17 protein-coding genes are annotated in these 20,989 nt (G+C 46.0%); 1 reads left to right on the top strand and 16 read right to left on the bottom strand.

Going from position 1 to position 20,989, the window contains the following annotated elements; all coding sequences use genetic code 11:
- The first annotated feature begins 74 nt into the window (after positions 1–74).
- Complete coding sequence (locus tag QM454_RS09815; protein ID WP_432357354.1) at positions 75–2,060, top strand: S-layer homology domain-containing protein; 1,986 nt, start codon at positions 75–77, stop codon at positions 2,058–2,060.
- A gap of 63 nt (positions 2,061–2,123) precedes the next feature.
- Here QM454_RS09815 and QM454_RS09810 read toward each other — a convergent pair whose 3' ends face one another.
- The 16 genes from QM454_RS09810 to QM454_RS09735 form a co-directional block, all read right to left on the bottom strand.
- Positions 2,124–4,385, bottom strand: a complete 2,262-nt coding sequence (locus QM454_RS09810; protein ID WP_432357353.1) for an S-layer homology domain-containing protein — start codon at positions 4,383–4,385, stop codon at positions 2,124–2,126.
- Between the two features lie 164 nt (positions 4,386–4,549).
- The gene (gene leuD / locus QM454_RS09805; protein ID WP_432357351.1) at positions 4,550–5,134 is read right to left on the bottom strand and encodes a 3-isopropylmalate dehydratase small subunit; all 585 of its coding nucleotides are present in this window, start codon (positions 5,132–5,134) and stop codon (positions 4,550–4,552) included.
- Between the two features lie 30 nt (positions 5,135–5,164).
- Entirely contained in the window at positions 5,165–6,574 is a 1,410-nt protein-coding gene (leuC, locus tag QM454_RS09800; RefSeq protein WP_432357349.1) for a 3-isopropylmalate dehydratase large subunit, read from the bottom strand.
- 19 nt (positions 6,575–6,593) lie between these two features.
- Positions 6,594–7,694, bottom strand: coding sequence for a 3-isopropylmalate dehydrogenase (gene leuB / locus QM454_RS09795; RefSeq protein ID WP_432357348.1), 1,101 nt, complete (start codon positions 7,692–7,694; stop codon positions 6,594–6,596).
- Positions 7,695–7,937: 243 nt separating this feature from the next.
- On the bottom strand, positions 7,938–9,482 hold the full coding sequence (locus tag QM454_RS09790; RefSeq protein WP_432357346.1) for a 2-isopropylmalate synthase: 1,545 nt from the start codon (positions 9,480–9,482) through the stop codon (positions 7,938–7,940).
- On the bottom strand, positions 9,469–10,503 hold the full coding sequence (ilvC, locus tag QM454_RS09785; RefSeq protein WP_432357344.1) for a ketol-acid reductoisomerase: 1,035 nt from the start codon (positions 10,501–10,503) through the stop codon (positions 9,469–9,471). The genes QM454_RS09790 and ilvC overlap by 14 nt, the downstream gene beginning before the upstream one ends.
- A 34-nt stretch (positions 10,504–10,537) precedes the next feature.
- The gene (gene ilvN, locus QM454_RS09780) at positions 10,538–11,053 is read right to left on the bottom strand and encodes an acetolactate synthase small subunit (protein WP_432357343.1); all 516 of its coding nucleotides are present in this window, start codon (positions 11,051–11,053) and stop codon (positions 10,538–10,540) included.
- Positions 11,050–12,810: an acetolactate synthase large subunit gene (ilvB, locus tag QM454_RS09775; protein WP_432357341.1), complete on the bottom strand. Its 1,761-nt coding sequence runs from the start codon at positions 12,808–12,810 to the stop codon at positions 11,050–11,052. Before ilvB ends, ilvN begins: the two co-directional genes overlap by 4 nt.
- Before the next feature lie 340 nt (positions 12,811–13,150).
- Positions 13,151–14,818, bottom strand: coding sequence for a dihydroxy-acid dehydratase (gene ilvD, locus QM454_RS09770; RefSeq protein ID WP_432357339.1), 1,668 nt, complete (start codon positions 14,816–14,818; stop codon positions 13,151–13,153).
- Between the two features lie 350 nt (positions 14,819–15,168).
- Positions 15,169–15,705 carry a DL-endopeptidase inhibitor IseA family protein gene (locus QM454_RS09765; RefSeq protein WP_432363943.1) on the bottom strand — a complete coding sequence of 179 codons (537 nt, stop codon included), beginning with the start codon at positions 15,703–15,705 and terminating at the stop codon, positions 15,169–15,171.
- 90 nt (positions 15,706–15,795) lie between these two features.
- Positions 15,796–16,767, bottom strand: coding sequence for a bile acid:sodium symporter family protein (locus QM454_RS09760; RefSeq protein WP_432357338.1), 972 nt, complete (start codon positions 16,765–16,767; stop codon positions 15,796–15,798).
- A 66-nt stretch (positions 16,768–16,833) separates the two neighbouring features.
- Positions 16,834–17,139, bottom strand: a complete 306-nt coding sequence (locus QM454_RS09755; RefSeq protein WP_432357337.1) for a Zn-ribbon domain-containing OB-fold protein — start codon at positions 17,137–17,139, stop codon at positions 16,834–16,836.
- 4 nt (positions 17,140–17,143) lie between these two features.
- Positions 17,144–18,277 carry a thiolase C-terminal domain-containing protein gene (locus QM454_RS09750; RefSeq protein ID WP_432357335.1) on the bottom strand — a complete coding sequence of 378 codons (1,134 nt, stop codon included), beginning with the start codon at positions 18,275–18,277 and terminating at the stop codon, positions 17,144–17,146.
- On the bottom strand, positions 18,274–19,755 hold the full coding sequence (locus QM454_RS09745; RefSeq protein ID WP_432363941.1) for a class I adenylate-forming enzyme family protein: 1,482 nt from the start codon (positions 19,753–19,755) through the stop codon (positions 18,274–18,276). Before QM454_RS09745 ends, QM454_RS09750 begins: the two co-directional genes overlap by 4 nt.
- Positions 19,756–19,760: 5 nt before the next feature.
- Positions 19,761–20,234, bottom strand: a complete 474-nt coding sequence (locus tag QM454_RS09740; RefSeq protein ID WP_432357333.1) for a PPC domain-containing DNA-binding protein — start codon at positions 20,232–20,234, stop codon at positions 19,761–19,763.
- Positions 20,227–20,985: an SDR family NAD(P)-dependent oxidoreductase gene (locus tag QM454_RS09735; protein WP_432357332.1), complete on the bottom strand. Its 759-nt coding sequence runs from the start codon at positions 20,983–20,985 to the stop codon at positions 20,227–20,229. The genes QM454_RS09740 and QM454_RS09735 overlap by 8 nt, the downstream gene beginning before the upstream one ends.
- Positions 20,986–20,989: the final 4 nt, after the last annotated feature.

The raw sequence follows: 20,989 nt of genomic DNA, 5'->3' as shown, positions 1-20,989 counted from the left end.
ACGTCTAAATACACCTTATTATTTCATAAAGAATCTGATATTATGATAGATGATGTACAAAAGGAGGTTTATCGGTGAAAAAATTAAGTATTTTTGCCTTAGCTTTACTACTAATAATGACTCCTCTTTTCCAAAAGCCGGTGGAAGCGAGCACGGTCTCTGGTCACCAAATGGAAACGGAGTTGAATTATTGGATTCAGAAAAACGTCATTCGGACAGATAGCAAATTCAATCCGAATAAAGCGGTCACTCGAGGAGAATTTGCTTCCTATCTCGCCCGCGCTCTAGATTTGCCACCATCTACGAAATATACATTCAAAGATTTGAAGGCGAATTCCGGATTGACGATTGAAATTCAAAATGCTGCTGGAGCAGGTTTACTTTCCGGTTATCCGGACGGCACATTTAAACCGAATGATAACATTACACGCCAACAGATGGCGGGAATGATATACAAAGCATTCCGTTATATGGGGCTTCCTATTCAAAAGACGAATTTTACATTTAAAGATTCGCATCAAATTTCAGCTAATTTCCACGATGCCGTCTCAGCGGCTGTCTACTTAGGTATTATCCGTGGAGACCATCAGAAAACGGGCGTTTATTTCAAACCGAAAAATAGCGCAACAATCGCCCATGCAGCCGCATTCCTTTTCAGAATGAATGCAGCAGCTGAGCTTTTAAAGCCGACTGAACCGACAAATCCAGAAATACCTGACGAGGATCCTGAAATCTATAAAGTTAGCTCGATTTCAAACGGACAAGTCGTTCCGACGGCTGCATTATACAAAACTTATGAAGATGCATTGGCAGTGTACAATGCATCTTCATCCATTAAAGTTATTCAAAAAGGCAACGATATTATTAAAGTGAAAGCGGGCCGTGCATTCGGCGCGGAAAACTCGAAGCAATATACGTCCCTTTACAGCGATAAATTATTGCGGAATGAAGTGACGTACATAACGAAAGGCCGCGAAATGAAATACATTGGGAGCGGCGCGGATTATGTAATCGTTGAATTCGCAGGTTCGACATTCTACACAAAACATAATGAAGTCGATCTCGTACCTACCGAACTCGTCACTGGCTATGATTACTATGTAGTCATTAATGGTATTTTGGCGCATTCAACCTATGACAATATTAACAAGACAAGAGGCGAATACAACGTAGGTCCTGCTGCACCTGAGATGCATAACGGCAAAAAATATACGAGCTTCGACGGTGTTCATTTCACGGAAATTGGAACGAAAAATATGATTACGTATTATCCATACTTCCAATTCCAATCCGTTCGACAGCCAACATCGTATTCTGCTGAAGAGCTTAATGCCTACATCAATTGGGCGCTTGCAGACCGAGAAAGCACAGGTTTTGCTCGCTACAAAGAGGCAACAGTTAACTCGAAGCTAATCGGTTTAGGAGAATATTTAAAGTCAATGGAAGAGACACATCGTGTGAACGCGATGTTCATTCTTGCAACAGCGATCCACGAAAGTGATTACGGCATGAGTGTTAACGCACAAACGAAAAATAATCTTTTCGGAATTAGAGTCTTTGATTCTTCCCCTGAATTAGGAGAAGTGTATATGGCTCCTGAAAATAGCGTTGACGCTTTTATCCAGCGCTATATTAACTTGAACTATGCAAATCCACTTGGCGCACACTCGAATGGAGCTGTTCCAGGCAATAAAGCGGTCGGCATTAACGTAAGATATGCGTCCGATCCGAACTGGGGAAGCAAAATTGCAGGTCATATGTGGAAAATGGATTCATTCCTTGGTGGGCACGATTATAAACAAGTGCAATTAGGCAGCATTAATTATACCGGTCCAGAAGGGGTGAACGTAAGAACAAATCCTGAAGTTCGTTCTGATAATAAATTGTTCACATACAAACCGAAAAATCCTGGCTATAATGCAGCATTCGGCTATCCAGTCGTCATTGTCGATGAAGTGACAGGAAACGACGGTTATGTATGGTACAAAGTGTTAGCAGACATTAATCCTCCGTCCGATTATGGATGGATCCGTTCTGACTTAGTAAATAAGATTGATTGAATCATAATAAAAAAGTAGAGGGGGAATCTATTACGATTCCTCCTCTACTTTTTTTATCGCTAATTATAATGCGTCCGTATGTTCAACGCCTGCTGGCAATAATTTTGGCATGCCGATACGGTCAAGACCTAGTTTAATTTTCGTCGTATAACCTTTATTATTTGCATCCATATAGCCTGACTTCGAAATAATCATTTTCTCAAAGACTGCCGTTTTGGATTGGTCGATTTCGGACCACATTTCATATGAATGGATAAGATCCTCTAATGTTAAATGGACGTAATCCTCTCCGACAAATGTATGGTCCGGAGAAATTTTATACCAAATGTCTCCGTTCGGACGGATCCATTTATCGGCATCTTTCTCAAGTGCGGAATGTATGCTTTCAGCTGTTTGCAAGTAGATAGGATCGCCGAGCTCTTTGTAGGCGAGCAATAGAATGTTCATTCCACCAAGAAGATGATTCATGGAACTGTGTGTCTTCACGTCTTGCTTCGACGGGAAGTAATCTTGGATGTAATACGAATTTGCATCGACTCTAATAATATTGCCCTTCTCTTTTTGGGAGACGAGCAAATCTGCGTAATTTTTCAATCCGAGCGTATAGTCATCATGGCCAAACGCCTTTCCTCCATTATAAAGGAATAAAGCAATCTGTTCATTGAATCGTGTATCGACGAAAGGAGCTGTAATGCCGAACAGATTTTTCAAATACGTACTCGTTACTTCCGTTTCCCAATACGTTTGGTCGCCTCGGAATATGTCAAGGTTCGCAAATGAATTATATAGAAGACTTTCGAAATACCGTTCCTTCGTTTCATTGTACATCGCCATCGTGCGGTCCTCTTTCACGAGGAGTAAGTTGCGGCCGTAGCCTCTTCCGGATTTCGGCATCGGTTCAATTGTCGTCGCCATTTTATTGTACGGACCGTTTGCTGTATACCATTTATTCCGCTTCTTATAGTATGTTGCGGATTCGAGCATCCACCGATCCATAATTTGATGGTTCGAGAAGAGCAGTTCATCGGAAACGAGGAGCCATTGGTCGACAATGTCATACCCTCTTGACTTCAACGTATAGACTGAAAGTTGCGTGTCTCCGAGAAGAATCCCGCTGAATGCCTCGCTTTCCTCTAACAATTCACGCGTATGGCTGCTTGCGCCGTTTGGATACGACATCGTCAACTCTTTCGATCGATAAGCTTTACCGATCATTCGCTGCGCTTTGTCACCATCTGCGGACGTCTTTTCATAAATGCCTGTCGGGTATGTCGTCAAATCGAAACCGAATGTACCGTCCGTATCTTTTTTAATTGGAAAGCGGCTGTATTCACGTAAAATGCCTTTCGACACATCGCCCTCTGTCTGGATGACATCGATTCGAATTGGCATCCGTTGTTGGTTTTTTAGTTCTGTAAAAATGAAGTAATCTCCGTTTTCAAGAAGCCGCTTCGTAACATTCACTACTGCCGGAGATAGGCCGGCCACTTTATACGTATAAATCGTATCTGTGGAATGAGCGTGCTTTCTTGTTGTTTCACCTGCAAATTGCAAATAGGAATTAGAACGTAAATACGTTTTTCCTGTCCCAGCAATCGGCACTTCTACAAAATTCTGTTCGTATCGAATTGTTTCATACTTGCCAAGCGTCGTCGGTTCTTTAAAGACGATTTCTTTGCTTTCTTCAATTTTACCCGTCTTCACCATCGCACGATGAAGGAAAACGACATACGTTGCACGATTCACCGCTGTTTTCGGATCGAACGTACCGTCTTCTTTACCAGTCGTAATACCGTGCTGCGCAAGAATTTTCACGCCTTCCTTATGGGATGCGCTAATTCGATTCTCATCCTTGAAATGGATGTCTTCTCCTGTATCTTGCAAGTCGAACGCTCGAACGATAACCGTCGCCATCTGTTCTCGTGTCAATGAATCTCCCACACCGAATGTACCGTTCTCTTTGCCAAGGAAGATGTCAGCTTTGTATGTCGACATTGCCCCTTTTAAATGAGAGGACTTACTGCTAACGTCCTTGAAAATCGGTTCATATGGAGCGTCCGGTAATTGAAGTGCGCTCGATAGGAGATTCGCCGCCTGTCCGCGCGATACTTCAAGTGCCGGTCTGAACTGCTTGTCCGGGTAGCCATTAATAATCCCCATATCGACGAGTTGCGTCACTTCGTTTTTAGCCCAAAATTCATTATGTATGTCAGAAAAATTTTGGTCGATCGATATCGTATTCGCGTCTGTCGGGCTGCATCCGAATAGCACGAGCGCTAAAGATAATACACTCGCCAGCACGACAGTCGTCATTCTATGTTTCATGTTTGATTTTCACCCTCCTACAACATCCGTTTCGTAAATCTTGTCCTATCATACCATAAAGTGAAACTTCAAATCAGCGGGGATTTCTTTCCTCTTTACTCACAGTTTTGGAGAACGAGAAAATCCACCTCCCCATTCAATGTAATAGGAAGGTGGATTGATTATTACGCATGCTTTTTTTCATACTGTGCAATATGCTCTTCGTATTGGAACGTCAACGCGATTTCGTCCCATCCATTCAACAGCATTTGCTTATAATACGGATCGATGTCGAATGAATACGTCTTGCCGTCTTCGCCTTTTACAGTTTGTTCTTCAAGATTGATTTCTAATGTATAAGGAGCAGATTCGCCTTTCGATAAAAGCTCTTCGACTTCCTCAACACGGAGACGGATCGGAAGGATGCCATTCTTGAAGCAGTTATTATGGAAAATATCTGCAAACGACGGCGCGATGACGACTTCAAATCCGTAATCAAGAATCGCCCATGGCGCATGCTCCCGAGAGGAACCGCATCCGAAGTTATCGTGTGCAACGAGAATCTTTGAGTCTTTGAACCGGTCGTCGTTTAACACAAACTCCTTGTTTTCCGTACCGTCTGCTTGGAAGCGCCAATGGTAGAAAAGGTATTTTCCGAAGCCAGTCCGTTCAATCCGCTTCAGAAATTCCTTTGAAATAATTTGGTCCGTATCTACATTTTTTCTATTTAATGGGGTCATGACGCTACGCACTTCATTGATCGGTTTCATGGAATCATCCTTTCTTCATCTTCGGGTTCATTAAGCGTGAGCCAGCTTCATCTTTCGAACATCGGTGAAATGACCGTTAATCGCTGCCGCCGCTGCCATTGCAGGGCTCATTAGATGTGTGCGGGAACCCGCTCCTTGTCTACCTTCGAAGTTCCGGTTCGATGTTGAAGCGCATCGTTCGCCTGCAGGGACGACATCATCGTTCATCGCAAGGCACATGCTACATCCCGATTCGCGCCATTCGAAGCCTGCTTCGATGAAGACTTTATCTAACCCTTCCTCTTCTGCTTGCTTCTTCACCGTACGCGAACCTGGAACGACGATTGCTGTCACATTCGGATGCACTTTTTGACCCGCAATCACTTCCGCAGCAGCTCGCAGATCACTTAAACGTGCATTCGTGCAAGAACCAATGAAGACGTGCTGAATGTCAATTTCCGTAAGCGGTGTTCCTTCTTCAAGCCCCATATAAGCAAGCGCTTTTTTCAACGCTTCTTTATCGGATTCATTCTCGAAGTCGTCAGCTGACGGGACACTTGCACTAATGCCGGATCCCATTGACGGGTTCGTACCCCACGTAACGAACGGCTCGATTTCATCTGCATTAATTTCAAGAACTGTATCGTACACTGCCCCTTCATCCGTTGCTAAAGAGAGCCATTGTTCAGCGGCCTGCTCGAACGCTTCACCTTCAGGAACGTGACGACGTCCCCTCAAATATTCGATCGTCGTCTCATCCGGGCTAATCAAACCGGCTTTTGCCCCCGCTTCAATGGACATATTGCAAATCGTCATTCGCTCTTCCATCGTCATCGAACGGATCGCTTCGCCCGTATACTCAGCGATATGCCCTGTTCCGACGTCGATACCAAATTTCGAGATAATCGCAAGGATGACATCTTTCGCTGTTACACCGAAGCCTAGCTTTCCATTAATTCGTATTTCCATCGTTTTCGGTTTTGATTGCCATAACGTCTGTGTCGACAGGACATGCTCAACTTCACTCGTACCAATTCCAAACGCGATGGCGCCGAATGCACCGTGCGTCGACGTATGGCTATCCCCGCAAACAATCGTTTTGCCTGGTTGCGTCAACCCGAGTTCAGGACCGATAATGTGGACAATCCCCTGGTCGGGATGCTCCATATGTGCAAGTTCGATACCGAACTCCTCACAGTTTTTCTCTAACGTCGTAATTTGCTTTTTAGCGATTGGATCGTTAATCGTCGGCAAGTTGCGAGTTGGGACATTATGGTCCATCGTCGCATAGCAAAGGTCGGGACGGCGCACTTTCCGCCCCGCTAGCCGCAACCCTTCAAACGCTTGTGGAGAAGTAACTTCATGTAATAAATGAAGGTCAATATATAGTAAATCCGGTTTTCCCTGTTCTTCGTATACAATGTGTTGGTCCCATATTTTCTCAATAATTGTTTTGGCCATTTGAACTTCTCCTTTCATTTCAGACGTATGAAAACATGATGCTATTTGAGACGAACTGTAAATCGAGCTCGCTAATTACTTTATCCGTCCATTCAATTGTCGATAGAGCACGTTCTGAGCCATTCGAAAGATCAGCTGTAAAATGGCCATCCTCAAATACTGTGTTTACCGCTTTTTCAACCGCTGCCGCTTCCGTCTCCATTCCGAATGAATAGCGTAACATCATCGCTGCTGACAAAATGGCTGCTGCTGGATTCGCGATACCCATGCCCGCAACATCAGGCGCTGAGCCATGCACAGGCTCGTAAAGGCCGAATCCATCTGACCGAACGCTTGCTGACGGCATTAAACCAAGTGATCCAGTAATAACAGAAGCTTCGTCGCTTAAAATGTCGCCAAACATGTTTTCAGTGACGATCACATCGAACGCTTTTGGATTCGTAATTAATTTCATCGCTGCCGAGTCGACGAGCTGATGTTCAACTTCAACGTCTGGATACCCTTTCCGCTTCTCTTCGACGATTTCACGCCAAAGCTTGCTTGACTCCAATACGTTCGCTTTATCGACAGATGTCACTTTCCCTCGTCTCATCCGCGCAAGCTCGAATGCCTTTTCAACGATGCGTTCAATTTCTTCACGCGTATAGACGAGTGTGTCGACCGCGGATTTGTCTGTCTTGCGGCTCGGTTGCCCAAAGTAGAGACCGCTCGTCAACTCACGGACAATCATCATGTCGACTTCCCGCGCGATTTCCTCTTTAAGAGGAGAAGCGTGAAGCAAGGAAGGGACTGCCTTAACTGGCCTTAGATTTGCGAATAAGTCAAAATGCTTTCGAATTGCGAGCAATCCTTTTTCAGGACGCAACTCTGAAGGATTCCGATCCCATTTTGGACCGCCGACCGCCCCTAAGAGCACTGCATCGCTTGATTCACAGAGATCTACAGTCTCCTTCGGAAGCGGGTTATTGAATTCATCAATTGCCGCCCCACCGATTGAACCGTAATTAAAATGGAATGTGTGGTTGAACCGTCTTGCAACCACTTCAAGAACACGCACAGCTGCCGATGTTACTTCCGGTCCGATTCCATCGCCCTGTAATACAGCCACTCTTTTTTCCATTGAACTTCTCCTCCTTGTTGTCATTCCCATTCACAAAATCTTCTGACACGGCATTGTATAAATATATCCAAATATAAACGTATAAACAGTTAGAATTACGCATAAGTCACGGAAATCACGCATAAAACCATTTACTCGCGCATAAATCCCTAAATCTGCGCATAAACCGTGATATTCACGCATAATCCCCGGAATTCACGCATAAATCCTATTTTTCACGCATAACGCAATTCCACTACACCATCAATTACTAACCGTTTCCATCACTCTCACTTGATCCTTCACTAACTTTCGGTTAATCGCGTTCAAGTACGCTTTTGCGGATGCTTCTAATACGTCTTGTGAAACGTCGCGACCTGTGAACGTTTCGCCGTTGAAACGCAAGTTGACGACTGCTTCCCCAAGCGCATCGCGTCCTTTTCCGATCGATGTAACACGGTAATCTAAAATGTTCACTTGCCCTTTGACGAGCAGTTCGAGTGCATTGAAGATCGCTTCGACTGAACCTGCGCCTGTTGTCGCTACGACAATGTTTTCCCCGGATGGGACGTTCGCTGCAATCGTTGCTGTCGGAACATTGGACGTGCCGTATTGTACTTGCACATTCGTTAGTTCATAAATTTCAGCATCTGCGTATGCAATTTGCTTTCCAGTGAAGAGGACGAACAAATCGTCTTCCGTAATTTCCTTCTTGCGATCGGCAAGTTTCTTAAACTCGACAAATGCTTCATTTAATTGTGCGTCGCTCAGCTCAAAGCCCATCGTTATCGCACGATCCTTGAATGCGTGTCTCCCTGAATGTTTGCCGAGCGCTAACGGAGCTGTTTTATCACCGATTAGTTCAGGTGTAATGATTTCATACGTTTCCCGATTTTTCAACATGCCGTCCTGGTGGATTCCGGATTCATGTGCGAATGCGTTTCTCCCGACAACCGCCTTGTTCGGTTGGATGACGACGCCTGTCAACTGGCTAACTAATTGGCTTGTGCGTTTAATTTCTTGTAAATTAATGCCCGTTTCAAAACCGTAAACGTCCTTACGTATATGGAGAGCGACCGCAATTTCTTCGAGCGCTGCATTTCCAGCCCGTTCACCGATCCCGTTAATCGTGCCTTCGACTTGGTCGGCACCATTTTCAATCGCTGCGATAGAGTTTGCGACAGCCATCCCTAAATCGTTATGGCAATGTGCGGATAGTTTCACACGTTCAATGCCTGTCACATTCTCCTTCAAGAATTTGAATAGAGCCCCATATTCTTGTGGCGTTGCATAACCGACCGTATCCGGAATATTGATCGTCGTTGCACCGGCTTTGATTACTTGATTGATGATCCGGACGAGGAACTCGCGGTCGGAACGGAATGCGTCTTCTGCTGACCATTGAACGAGTGGAAAGAATTTTTTTGCGTATTTTACGGCTTCGACTGCAATGTCCACGACTTGGTCAGGCGTTTTCATCAATTTATGTTCCATATGGATTGGAGAAGTTGCGAGAAATACGTGGAGATGAGGTTGCTGTCCGCCTTTTAGCGCTTCCCATGATGTATCGATATCGCTCTTCATTGCACGGGCAAGCCCGGTCACTGTTGAGTTTTTCACTGTATTTGCAATACGTTGTACCGCTTCGAAATCACCAGGTGAGGAAGCAGGGAACCCTGCTTCGATCACCGTAGCGCCAAAACGTTCGAGTTGGCGGGCAATTTCCATTTTTTCAGCCGTGTTTAGATTAATGCCGGCCGATTGTTCTCCATCACGAAGTGTCGTATCAAAGATGTCAATTTTTCGCACTACCCACCACTTCTTCCTGTTTTGTTTTCTTACCCTCATTTACAAATGGCATCATCGCACGTAGCTTTTCGCCAACGACTTCAATTTGGTGCTTCGCTTCTGATTCCTCATAAGCATTGTAGTTCGGGCGACCGTTTTCGTTTTCTGCGATCCAGCCTTCTGCGAATTTACCTTCTTGGATATCTGTCAAAATGTCTTTCATGCGTGCTTTCGTGTCTGCATCGACGACACGCGGTCCTGATACGTAATCGCCCCATTCAGCTGTGTCGGAAATTGAGTAGCGCATTCCGGACATGCCGCCTTCGTACATGAGGTCAACGATTAGTTTTAGTTCGTGCATCGTTTCAAAGTAGGCAAGTTCCGGCTGATAACCTGCTTCTACTAACGTTTCGAATCCAGCTTTAACGAGGGACGTCAATCCGCCGCAAAGGACTGCTTGCTCACCGAATAGATCTGTCTCTGTTTCTTCTTTGAATGAAGTTTCAAGTACGCCCGCACGAGCTGAGCCGATCCCTTTTGCATACGCAAGTGCAACGTCTTTCGCTTGGCCGGAAACGTCTTGGAATACTGCGAATAATGCTGGTACGCCTGCGCCTGCTTCATATGTTCTACGTACGAGGTGTCCTGGGCCTTTTGGTGCGACGAGGAAGACGTCAACGTCTGCAGGTGGTACGATTTGTCCGAAGTGGACGTTGAATCCGTGTGCGAATACGAGTGATTTACCTGCTTTTAGTGCTGGTTGGATCTCTTCGTCGTATACTTTCTTTTGTCTTTCGTCCGGAAGTAGGATCATGATGATGTCTGCTTGTTCAGCTGCTTCTGCTACTGTTTTGACGTTAAGTCCGTCTTCTTTCGCTTGGTCGAATGATTTACCTGGGCGTACGCCTACGACAACGTCGAATCCTGAGTCTTTCAAGTTTTGTGCATGTGCGTGACCTTGTGAACCGTAACCGATGATTGCGATTGTCTTTCCTTGTAGTAGTCCTTCATTGATGTCCTGGTTGTAATACATTTTAGCCATTGTTAGTTCCTCCTTGGATTTTAGGTTTTTATATTTATTTTAAAATGGATAACTGTGGTGAGTTGACTTTTTGGATTTCGCGGGTGAATGCCGTTGCTCCGGTCCTTGCCAATTCTTTAATGCCATACGGTTTGACGAGATTGATGAATGCCTCGATTTTCTCGGGATCTCCGGTTACTTGGTACGTGACGACATTTTTCCCGGAGTCGATGATCGTTGCACGGAACGGTTCGATGATGCTGTTAATTTCACTTCGTGCATGCGGCGGTGAGACGACTTTCACGAGTGCCAATTCCCGCATGACGATCGCTTTTTCCGTTATGTCATTCACTTTAATAACGTCAATCTGTTTTTGTAGTTGTTTGACGAGCTGTTCGATTTTTCGTTCATCTTCCACATGGACGATGAATGTCATTTTCGACATGCCCGGCTGTTCGGAGTGCCCGACTGTAATGCTTTCAATGTTGAATTGCCGTTTCATGAGCAACCCCGTCACCCGGTTCAATACTCCGCTTTGATTAATAACTGTAACCGTAATGACCCTTCTCATTTGCTCTTCACCCCGATCATTTCTTGTAGTCCTTTTCCTGGTGCAACCATCGGATAGACGTTTTCAAGCATTTTCACTCGGCAATCGATTAGTACCGGCTCATCCGACAGAAGTGCTTCACGGAAAATTTGTTCAGCATCTTCTTTTTTCGTAATGCGAACCCCTTTCAAGTCATACGCTTCCGCAAGCTTGACGAAATCTGGCTGAACTGGAATTAAAGATTGCGAGTACCGCTCGTCGTAAAATGTCTCTTGCCATTGGCGTACCATTCCGAGTGCACCGTTGTTTAAGATGACGACTTTCACCGGAATTCTCATTTCCTGTAAAAGGGATAGCTCCTGTGCTGTCATTTGGAAACCGCCATCGCCGACGATCGCAACGACCCTTTTATCCGGCTTCGCGATTTGTGCACCGATTGCAGCTGGGAATCCGAAGCCCATCGTTCCGAGACCGCCTGATGTGACCCAATGATCAGGATTGTTTAATGAATAATATTGGGCCGCCCACATTTGATGCTGTCCGACGTCCGTCGTAACGATTGCATCGCCCTCGGTAATCCGGTGGATCATTTGGATTGCTTCTTGCGGTAGGAGTTCGTGCTCGTCGGTGTTATACCATAACGGCGCTTCTTCCTGTAAACCGTTCAAGTATGCAAGCCATTCTTCGGTGTCCGGCGCATGGAATTCTGTTTTTAGCAATGCTTGTAATGCTTCCTTTGAATCCGCCACGATTGGAATATCTGTCGGAACGTTCTTTCCGATTTCAGCAGGATCGATGTCGATATGGATGACTTTCGCATATGGAGCGAACGTTTCTAAATTGCCTGTTAGCCGATCGTCGAACCTGGCTCCGACGTTTATTAATACGTCGCACTCACTAATTGCCATATTCGCCGTATATGTCCCGTGCATACCTGCCATGCCAAGGAACAATTCGTGGTTTCCTGCAATCCCGCCGAGTCCGAGCAACGTATTCGTAACTGGAATTCGTTTCGTTTCGACTAATGTTTTCAGTTCTTCCATTGCCTGGCCGTGCAATACGCCTGCGCCGGCAAGGATGAGCGGCTTTCGTGCAAATCGGATTGCTTCTGCCGCTTTTTGTATTTGCAAGTAATTTGGAGTAGTCGTTGGCTGGTAACCTGGCAGATTCACTTCAGCATTGCGTTCCTCCTCCGTGACGAAGATTTCTGTAGCCACGTTTTTCGGAATGTCGACGACAACTGGACCTCGTCTGCCCGTTGAAGCAATATGAAATGCTTCTTTAATAATCCGCGGAAGGTCCGCAACATCCTGCACTTGGTAGTTATGCTTTGTAATCGGCTGTGTAATGCCAATGACATCTGCCTCCTGGAAAGCATCAGTACCGATAACGCTGCTTGCCACCTGCCCTGTGAAGACGACGAGTGGTAATGAATCCATCATCGCATCCGTAATTCCAGTTACTAGGTTCGTCGCACCCGGACCCGATGTCGCAATAACGACGCCCGGTTTTCCGGATACTCGCGCATATCCTTCTGCCGCATGGATGGCTCCCTGTTCATGACGTGCAAGCACATGGGGAATCGGATCCTTGTATAATGCGTCGTAAATCGGTAGGACGGCACCTCCAGGGTAACCGAAAATGACTTCGACACCTTGGTCTTTTAACCCTTGAATTAAGACAGCAGAACCATCCATCGGTTGATTATTCTGTTTTTCGTCTTTAGTATCTGGCGTCATTTCCATAACTGCCTGCTTCGTTTGAACTTCCGCACTCATATACGAACTCCTCCTTACTTTTCTAGTCGAATAATTTATTAAAAAAGAAAAAGCCTTTTCTCCCCACACAAAGAAAACCCGTTCTTCGTATAAGGGATGAAAAAGCTTTTTCATGGTACCACCCTTGTTCGCGACATGTGCCGCCTCGTGAACAGACCTAATGGAAGGTCCGTTCGCTGATAACGAGCCCAAATTAATTGAGCCCGGGATTGCCTACTCAGTAACATTTTCAGCAATCCACTCCGGGGTGATGTCGCGGATAGTTGCATTGCCGGCTTCCAGCACGACCGGCTCTCTGTGAATGCAAGACTCTATCCCCTTTTGCCCCATCATCGATTTATTATATCTTCATAACGCCGCCTGTACTTGCGGACGTGACAAGTTTTGAATATCTAGCTAAATAGCCTTTTTTAATTTTCGGTTCGAACGGCGGCAACTTCGCACGGCGTTCTTCCAATTCTTCATCCGATACTTTCAGTTCAATTGTCCGGTTCGTCAAATCGATGTCGATAATATCGCCATCTTCGACTAATGCAATCGGACCGCCATCAGCTGCTTCCGGTGAAATGTGACCGATAGATATGCCGCGGGATGCCCCTGAAAAACGGCCATCCGTAATGAGTGCCACTTTCGTTCCGAGGCCTCTCCCTTGGATTGCTGACGTTGGAGCGAGCATTTCCGGCATACCTGGCCCGCCTTTCGGACCTTCGTACCGGATGACGACGACATGCCCTTCTCGAACCGTGCCGTTGTCAATGTTCTCCTGCGCTGCTTCCTGGGATTCAAAGACGATCGCTTCACCTGTAAATTGCTTGATGGAAGGATCGACTGCCCCGACTTTAATAACTCCGCCGTCCGGTGCGATATTTCCGAATAGGACAGACAAGCCGCCTACCGGACTGTACGGATTATCTTTTGTCCGAATGACTTGGTCGTTCGTAATATGATAATCTTTGACGTCCTCACCAATCGTTTTTCCGGTTATTGTAATGCGATCCGGATGGATTGCTCCAGGAATTTTCGTAAGTTCGTTAATGATCGCACTGACGCCGCCCGCTTTGAAAATGTCATCCATTGAAATGTCGGACGCCGGCATAATTTTTGCTAAATACGGAACTCGTTCAGCAACTATATTAATATCTTGGACGCTATAATCGATTTCTGCTTCGTGTGCAATCGCCAATGTATGTAAAACCGTATTTGTCGATCCACCCATCGCCATATCGAGTGCGAAAGCGTCGTCGATCGCTTCCTTCGTAATGATGTCTCGAGGTTTAACATCCTCTTTCACCATACGGATTAAGTTTTTCGCCGCTTCTTTAATAAGCTTGTGGCGCTCATCCGAAGTCGCTACGATCGTTCCATTGCCTGGCAACGTCATTCCTAGCATTTCCATTAGGCAGTTCATAGAGTTCGCCGTGAACATTCCCGAACACGATCCACACGTTGGACATGCGTTGTTTTCGATGTCGAGGAGCTCTTCCGCCGTCATCTTGCCTGATTTGTATGCTCCAACTCCCTCAAACACAGATGTAAGGGAAAGTGGAGAACCTGACGAGGATACGCCCGCTTCCATCGGTCCGCCTGAGACGAAGACGGAAGGGACATTCGTCCGGACTGCCGCCATGAGCATGCCTGGCGTAATTTTGTCACAGTTCGGAATGTAGAACACTCCATCGAACCAGTGAGCATTGATGACCGTTTCAGCAGAATCGGCAATCAGTTCGCGGCTCGGCAACGAGTAACGCATGCCGATATGTCCCATCGCGATTCCATCGTCGACACCGATCGTGTTAAATTCGAATGGAACCCCGCCTGCTTCCCAAATTGCCTCTTTAACAATTTCAGCAAATTTATTCAAATGTTTATGGCCTGGAATAATATCAATATATGAATTACAGACGCCGATGAAAGGTTTCTCCAAATCTTTCGTTTTGACGCCCGTCGCATACAGTAAACTCCTATGAGGCGCACGGTCAATTCCTTTTTTAATCATGTCACTTCTCATTGCTATCTCTCCTAATCAAATCATCCAAGAGCTTACTAGCTGAATGAATTATGCGAAATGATTCACATATCCAAATAGATTGTTGCTATCATATATCGGATTTCAGCCCACGTCAACCGTCTTTTTCTAATTATTGTTCAATTAGGAATACTAATTTATTTTGTATCCGCTTACATTGGCGATATATTGCATATCACAAGATTTATGACATTTTAAAAATATTTTTTCGCTTTTTTGTAGGACGGACATTTTTAGTTTAGGTGGAGGAAATTAATTGAGTACTTAGTGAAATAATGGAGTGCTTGAAGGAGTATTTGTGAGCCCTAAATTGAATAAAGGCCCTTTCTACGTTATTCATTAAATTTATCGATTCGCCAGCCAGATTTCTTTACGTACGTGTAGCTCACGATGAAAGTCTCAGCAGTCCGAGTGTCGCCAATTGGGACCGTTAGTTCGAATGTCATTTTGTTCTTTTTTGACTTCACTTGCCTTGCGGTCGCGATGTCCCATTGGAGCAACGAACCCGGTACCTCTTCTACTTCTGGCGAGGCCAACTTTCCTTTATGTTTCATAATTCCGTTCGCCTTCATAAATCGTTTCGCTTTTTTCTTCGTCACGAACTTGTGCAATTCCGCCTTCATTTTCTTTTTGGAATCCAAGTGAGCTGCTAAATAGCGGTGCTCCAATCCTTTATAGTCGAATGTATTGTACTCGCCTTCCTTGTACAATCCTCCAGCTTGGATCATCGCTGCTGCTCCGCTCCACGCGATTGCCAGTTCAACAGCATCTTTCGGCGTAAGAGTGGCTTGACCGACTGGTAGTTTCCCACCGCAAGCCGCCGTCATAAGCAATAATAAAATGATCACGATAACGTTCATTGTCCTCATTTTCAACATGTAACCCCCTGACTAGCTAATACTGTTAACGTATGAACTAGTAAGGGGGTACATACGCCGCAATAGCGTTTTCTATGCTTTTCATTCACTACTAACGACAGCATCACGCTCCGGTATTTTTAATTTATTTTCAAATAGACTTGCGACGAGCGCGCCGACCGTTAAGTTAACGACCATGTTGGCGACGGCCGGTACGGCAGCAAGGGAGCTGACGTGCTCCATTGCTAGAGTTGCAGCAAGCGCTGTGTTACATATGCCCGTATGGAACAAAATTGCGCGGGCGTTCGGTTCAGCGACTTTCAGCAGCTTTGCAATGAAATAGCCACCTGCCATCGGGATGCACACTTGAAGGACGACCGCTACGAATACGAGTGGCAATACTGATAAGTTTTGTTGCAATGATTGTTGGGCACTCGAGATGACTGACAAGATAACGATGAATAACGCAAGCTGGGAGAGGACAGATGTGTATGGCTTAATGGCCTCCACCTTTTTCGTCCACTTCCATTGGATGAACAAACCTGCCAACAACGGAATGAATACGATGTAAATAATATTGAGAAACAACTGCCAAAATGCAATTGGGATTAATTTACCTGCAAATACTTGCACGAGAGTCGGCGTCAATATAGGCGATATGAACGTATCCATCGTCGCCATCGTAATGCTTAGCGCTACTTCACCACCCGCAATGAATGTGTAAATATTTGCGGATGTACCACTCGGAACCGTTCCCGCCAATATAACTCCTGTCGCAATTTGCGCTTCGTCCTTGAAAAACAAATACGCAATTGTAATTGAAACACCGACTGTCATCGTCCATTTGAGGAAGACGCCAAAAAATGCAAACTTCGGGTTTTTAATGACCGCCATCAATTTATCGGTCGACAAAGACAGACCCATCAGAAGAAAGATCGTTCCGAGCCCAGCACCCGTCAACCCGCGGATCGGAATGAAAAACTCCGGAGCTAAGTAAGCGATTACGGATAAAAGGACAATCCATATCGGCAAATATTTTGAAACTATTCCTGTAGCTACTTGCAATGTCCTCAACGGATTCCCCCCTTTACAAAAAGACTTGCGCTTGGAATCAATTAAACCGACCCCAAGCACAAGCCATCATATACTCGTATATAAATAAGCGCCGTCCACAATCTTTTCCAATTGAACCTTGTCACCGATTTGAACTGGGCCATCCATCCTTACGGTCACCTTCACATCCGCCTCGTCAAGCTGGATGAGTGCGATCGTATAAGGAGCGATGTCCGCAAACTCGGCTGGAGCAATATGGATATCGGTAAAGCTGAAAACTGTTCCGTTCGAAGACACTTCTTCGGCTTCAAGCTTGCCAGTTCTGCACGTTGGGCATGTGTATTTCATTGAGACAGTTGTGTAATCGCATAATTTACATTTAAAAATGTTCAAGTCATCACACCCTCTCCAATATGTGAACGGTTGAATAGGAGCCCGTGCCGCCTAAGTTTTGAGCTAATGCAAGTCGTGCCCCGTCCACTTGGTTCGGAGCAGTACCACGAAGCTGCTGAACGAGGTGGTAAATTTGAGCGATACCTGTCGCCCCGATTGGATGGCCGCGCGACAGCAAGCCTCCGCTCGTATTAACAGGCTTGTCTCCCGTCGATTTCGTCCGCCCTTCTTCAATCGCCTTCCAACCTTCGCGGCTGTTGAAGAAGCCCAATTCCTCGATGGCGAGCACTTCCGTCATTGAGAAGCAGTCATGGATTTCAACGACATCGATATCTTCCGGACCAACGCCTGCTTTCTCATAGGCGAGTCGGCCCGATTCACGGATTGCCGGAATGGATAGTAAATCATCCGCGTCTTGCATTTGCGTCGGCCCTGAGCTTTGGGCGGAAGAGCGGATATGCACGCCCGATTTCTTCTTCGAGATGACGAGCGCCGCTGCCCCGTCCGTCATCGGTGAACAGTCGAACAGACCTAACGGATTCGTAATGATGCGTGCATTCAGTATTTCATCGAGCGTTGCTGGCTTTTGGAATTGTGCGAGCGGGTTATGGAGCGCATGCTCGCGGTTTTTCAAAGCGACCATCGCCAAATGCTTTTTCGACGCACCTGTTTCGTAAAAATACCGGTTTGCCAACACACCAAAAAAACCCGGGAACGTTAATCCCGCTTGCTTTTCATTCGAATCATTGTCCATTGCGGCATTAATTGCTTGAGTGACGTCGGATGTAGATGCATGCTTCATCTTCTCGACACCCGCGACGAGGACTGTTTCATATTCCCCGCTTAAGACGCCCATTATGCCTTGCCGCAATGCTATTCCTCCTGAAGCACATGCCCCTTCGACTTTCGCTGTTGGAATAAATCCAAGCCCCAACTCATTTGCAACGATGGCGCCAAGGATTTCTTGGTTATAAATGGCGCCCCCCATGAAATTTCCGACAAATACAGCATCGACCTTTGGATTGCCCGCATCCTCCAATGCTTGGATGCACGCTTCTAGAAGCAATTCTTTCATCGACCTCTCGACGAACGTACCGAATTGTGTCATTCCGATGCCGTGAACGTATACATTAGTCATGCGTTGACCCCCTCATGCGTATTGCGGAGTTCCCGTTTCAATATTTTTCCGTATGAGCTCTTTGGCAGTTCCTCTACGAAATGAATTTCCTTCGGCTTTTTGAAGCTAGCCATATTTTCAATACATAAGGCAATCAGTTCTTCTTCTTTCACTTCCGCTGTACCGTTCAAAACAACGTAGGCGACGACATTTTCGCCCCACTTCTCGTCCGGAACACCGATGACACATGTCTCTTTCACGCCGGTGTGTAAGTTCAGCACTTCTTCAACTTCTCGTGGATAAATATTAACGCCACCCGAAATAATGACGTCCTTTTTGCGGTCAACGATATGGAGATACCCTTCCGCACTTTTCCAGCCGAGATCCCCAGTATGGAGCCAGCCGTCCTTTAGCGTCTCTTCCGTTGCCTGCTTATTATTCCAATAGCCTTGCATGACGAGCGATCCTTTACAAATAATCTCGCCTACTTCCCCGTCCGCGACTTCATTCCCTTCGTCATCGACAATTTTCACGTCGACGAAAAGCCCGGTGCGCCCGCATGATTCGAGTCTATTCGCCATTTCGTTCTTCGGCATCATCGTTATGCACATCGGAGCTTCGACTTGCCCGTACGTCTGGGCGAAAATCGGTCCGACGAGCGATAATGCTTGTTCAAGCTTACTTGCAGCAATTGCAGAGCCTGCCATATTGATCGTTTTCAACGTCGACAGCTTCGCCGGATCGAAATTCGGATGCTGTATCATCAAATTCACCATCGTCGGTACGAGGAAAATCGTCGATACTCGTTCTCTCGCCAACTCATTGACGAACTCTTCCGGCTCGAATGTATCGAACACGACTTGCGTCAATCCATATAGCCACGCGACATGCGAAAGAAAATTACTACCATGCGTCAACGGTGCAACATGCCCGATGATGTCGTCATAACTCGTCTCGCAAACGGCGGCAAGCGAGAGCGCACCGGAAATCATATTGCGATGTGACAACATGACGCCTTTCGGATTGCCAGTCGTTCCCGATGTATACATAATCGCGAACAAATCGTCTTCCCCGACTTCTTCCATATAACGTTTTCCGATATTCACGTTAACGGCCTTCTCATATTCCTCCCCAATCATAAGTACAGCTACGTCTGTCTCGATCGGTTCAATCAATTCTTTATCCCCAATAATGAGGCTCACTTCGGCATCCTTCAGCATATATTCATGCTCTTTCGGATGAAGACGATAATTTAAAGGAACTTTGATGACGCCTGTGAGCGATGCTACGATGTCAAGTTCGATATGCTCGAGCCGGTTCGCCATGAGAACTCCAATTCGGTCGCCTTTTTGAAGCCCCAATTCATGAAAATAGGCTGTCAGGGCGTAAACTCGTTCCATCATTTCCCGATATGTAAATGACCGGCTCTTATCTTTTACTGCTACTTTATCGGGATAAGCGATCGCCGATTTCATTGCCAACTTCCCTAACGTTTCCAAACCTCTCACTCCTTCCCCTTAAATTGAAATACAGGAATACCTGAAATTTCATCCAACCCTCGTTGCATCCGAATACCGTTCAATGGAAATAGCACGAACTCGATTGTGACGGCGACCGGATTTTTCCCGTCGAGAAAATGCCCGCCATTTAAGTTTTTATCGCAGTCGACGAACATTCCGTGGAAATGGACTTCCAACTCCCCATCCATATCTAAGCCGACAAATCCGGTTCCCGATAATAATTCAATCGGTGTATCTGTAACGGTTTCCGATGAATATTGCAACGAACCATCTTCGTTTTGGTCCAATTGGACATACGTTGCGTACTCTAGCGATCCGATACATTGGAACTGGGCCGCTTCCACTCCGAATGCATTGCAAACACCTTTAATCCCTTCAAATAAATCAATACCTTTCATGAAACGCCCAGCAATCCGATCCGTCTTCTTGTCATGTACAGCTTGAATTCGTTTATCCAAAGCTATAGCCCCCATCGACCTTCAATACTTGGCCGGTCGTATAGCCCGATTCCGGCAATGCGAAATAGAGGACCGCTTCGGCAATATCTGCAGGCGTCCCCATTCGTTTAATCGCTTGCGGGCTGACGTCATACGGGACACCAGAAGTGATGCCGGTTTCGGTCGCCCCCGGCGCAACGGAATTACACGTAATACCAGCAGCTCCCAATTCCTTTGCCACCCATTTCGTTAACGCAATGACTGCCCCTTTAGACGCTGCATAAGCCGGACCAGAACGTCCATTCACACCATCTCCTGACGTAACGCCGCCGTTCATGCCCGAAATGGAACTAATATTAATAATTCGTCCATATTGTTGGTCAACCATATGCGGATAAACGACTGATTGAATGAACAAAAATGCAGCTTTCACATTTGTATCCATATCCCGATCCCAAATATCGAGTGTCATCCTATCGATTCCGAGCCTTCCGCAAGTTCCTGCATTGTTTACTAAAATATGCAGTTCGCCAAACGAATCGGAAGCACGTGCGACAGCCGCTTTGACGAATTCCGGATCGCGGATGTCCCCTAGACATTCCAACACTTTCGCATCAGCATTTTCGCTTTGAATACAATCGATTGTTTTCACACAAGGATTTAAGTCAATTAGGACGATATTTGCACCTTCTTTTGCAAGACGAACGGCACATTCAGCCCCGATACCGCTCGCCGCTCCTGTAATAATTGCTGTTTGCCCCTTAAGTTTCATGCCA

The sequence above is a fragment of the Sporosarcina sp. UB5 genome, assembly GCF_050859005.1.
Taxonomy (GTDB): domain Bacteria; phylum Bacillota; class Bacilli; order Bacillales_A; family Planococcaceae; genus Sporosarcina.
The sequence above is the reverse complement of the archived record's forward strand: the minus strand, read 5'-3'. Positions and strand labels throughout refer to the sequence as shown.

Coding starts and splice junctions, on each gene's coding strand:
- QM454_RS09810 (WP_432357353.1), bottom strand. CDS start 4,385: ATGAAACATAGAATGACGACTGTCGTGCTGGCGAGTGTATTATCTTTA.
- leuD (WP_432357351.1), bottom strand. CDS start 5,134: ATGAAACCGATCAATGAAGTGCGTAGCGTCATGACCCCATTAAATAGA.
- leuC (WP_432357349.1), bottom strand. CDS start 6,574: ATGGCCAAAACAATTATTGAGAAAATATGGGACCAACACATTGTATAC.
- leuB (WP_432357348.1), bottom strand. CDS start 7,694: ATGGAAAAAAGAGTGGCTGTATTACAGGGCGATGGAATCGGACCGGAA.
- ilvC (WP_432357344.1), bottom strand. CDS start 10,503: ATGGCTAAAATGTATTACAACCAGGACATCAATGAAGGACTACTACAA.
- ilvN (WP_432357343.1), bottom strand. CDS start 11,053: ATGAGAAGGGTCATTACGGTTACAGTTATTAATCAAAGCGGAGTATTG.
- ilvB (WP_432357341.1), bottom strand. CDS start 12,810: ATGAGTGCGGAAGTTCAAACGAAGCAGGCAGTTATGGAAATGACGCCA.
- ilvD (WP_432357339.1), bottom strand. CDS start 14,818: ATGAGAAGTGACATGATTAAAAAAGGAATTGACCGTGCGCCTCATAGG.
- QM454_RS09765 (WP_432363943.1), bottom strand. CDS start 15,705: ATGAGGACAATGAACGTTATCGTGATCATTTTATTATTGCTTATGACG.
- QM454_RS09750 (WP_432357335.1), bottom strand. CDS start 18,277: ATGACTAATGTATACGTTCACGGCATCGGAATGACACAATTCGGTACG.
- QM454_RS09735 (WP_432357332.1), bottom strand. CDS start 20,985: ATGAAACTTAAGGGGCAAACAGCAATTATTACAGGAGCGGCGAGCGGT.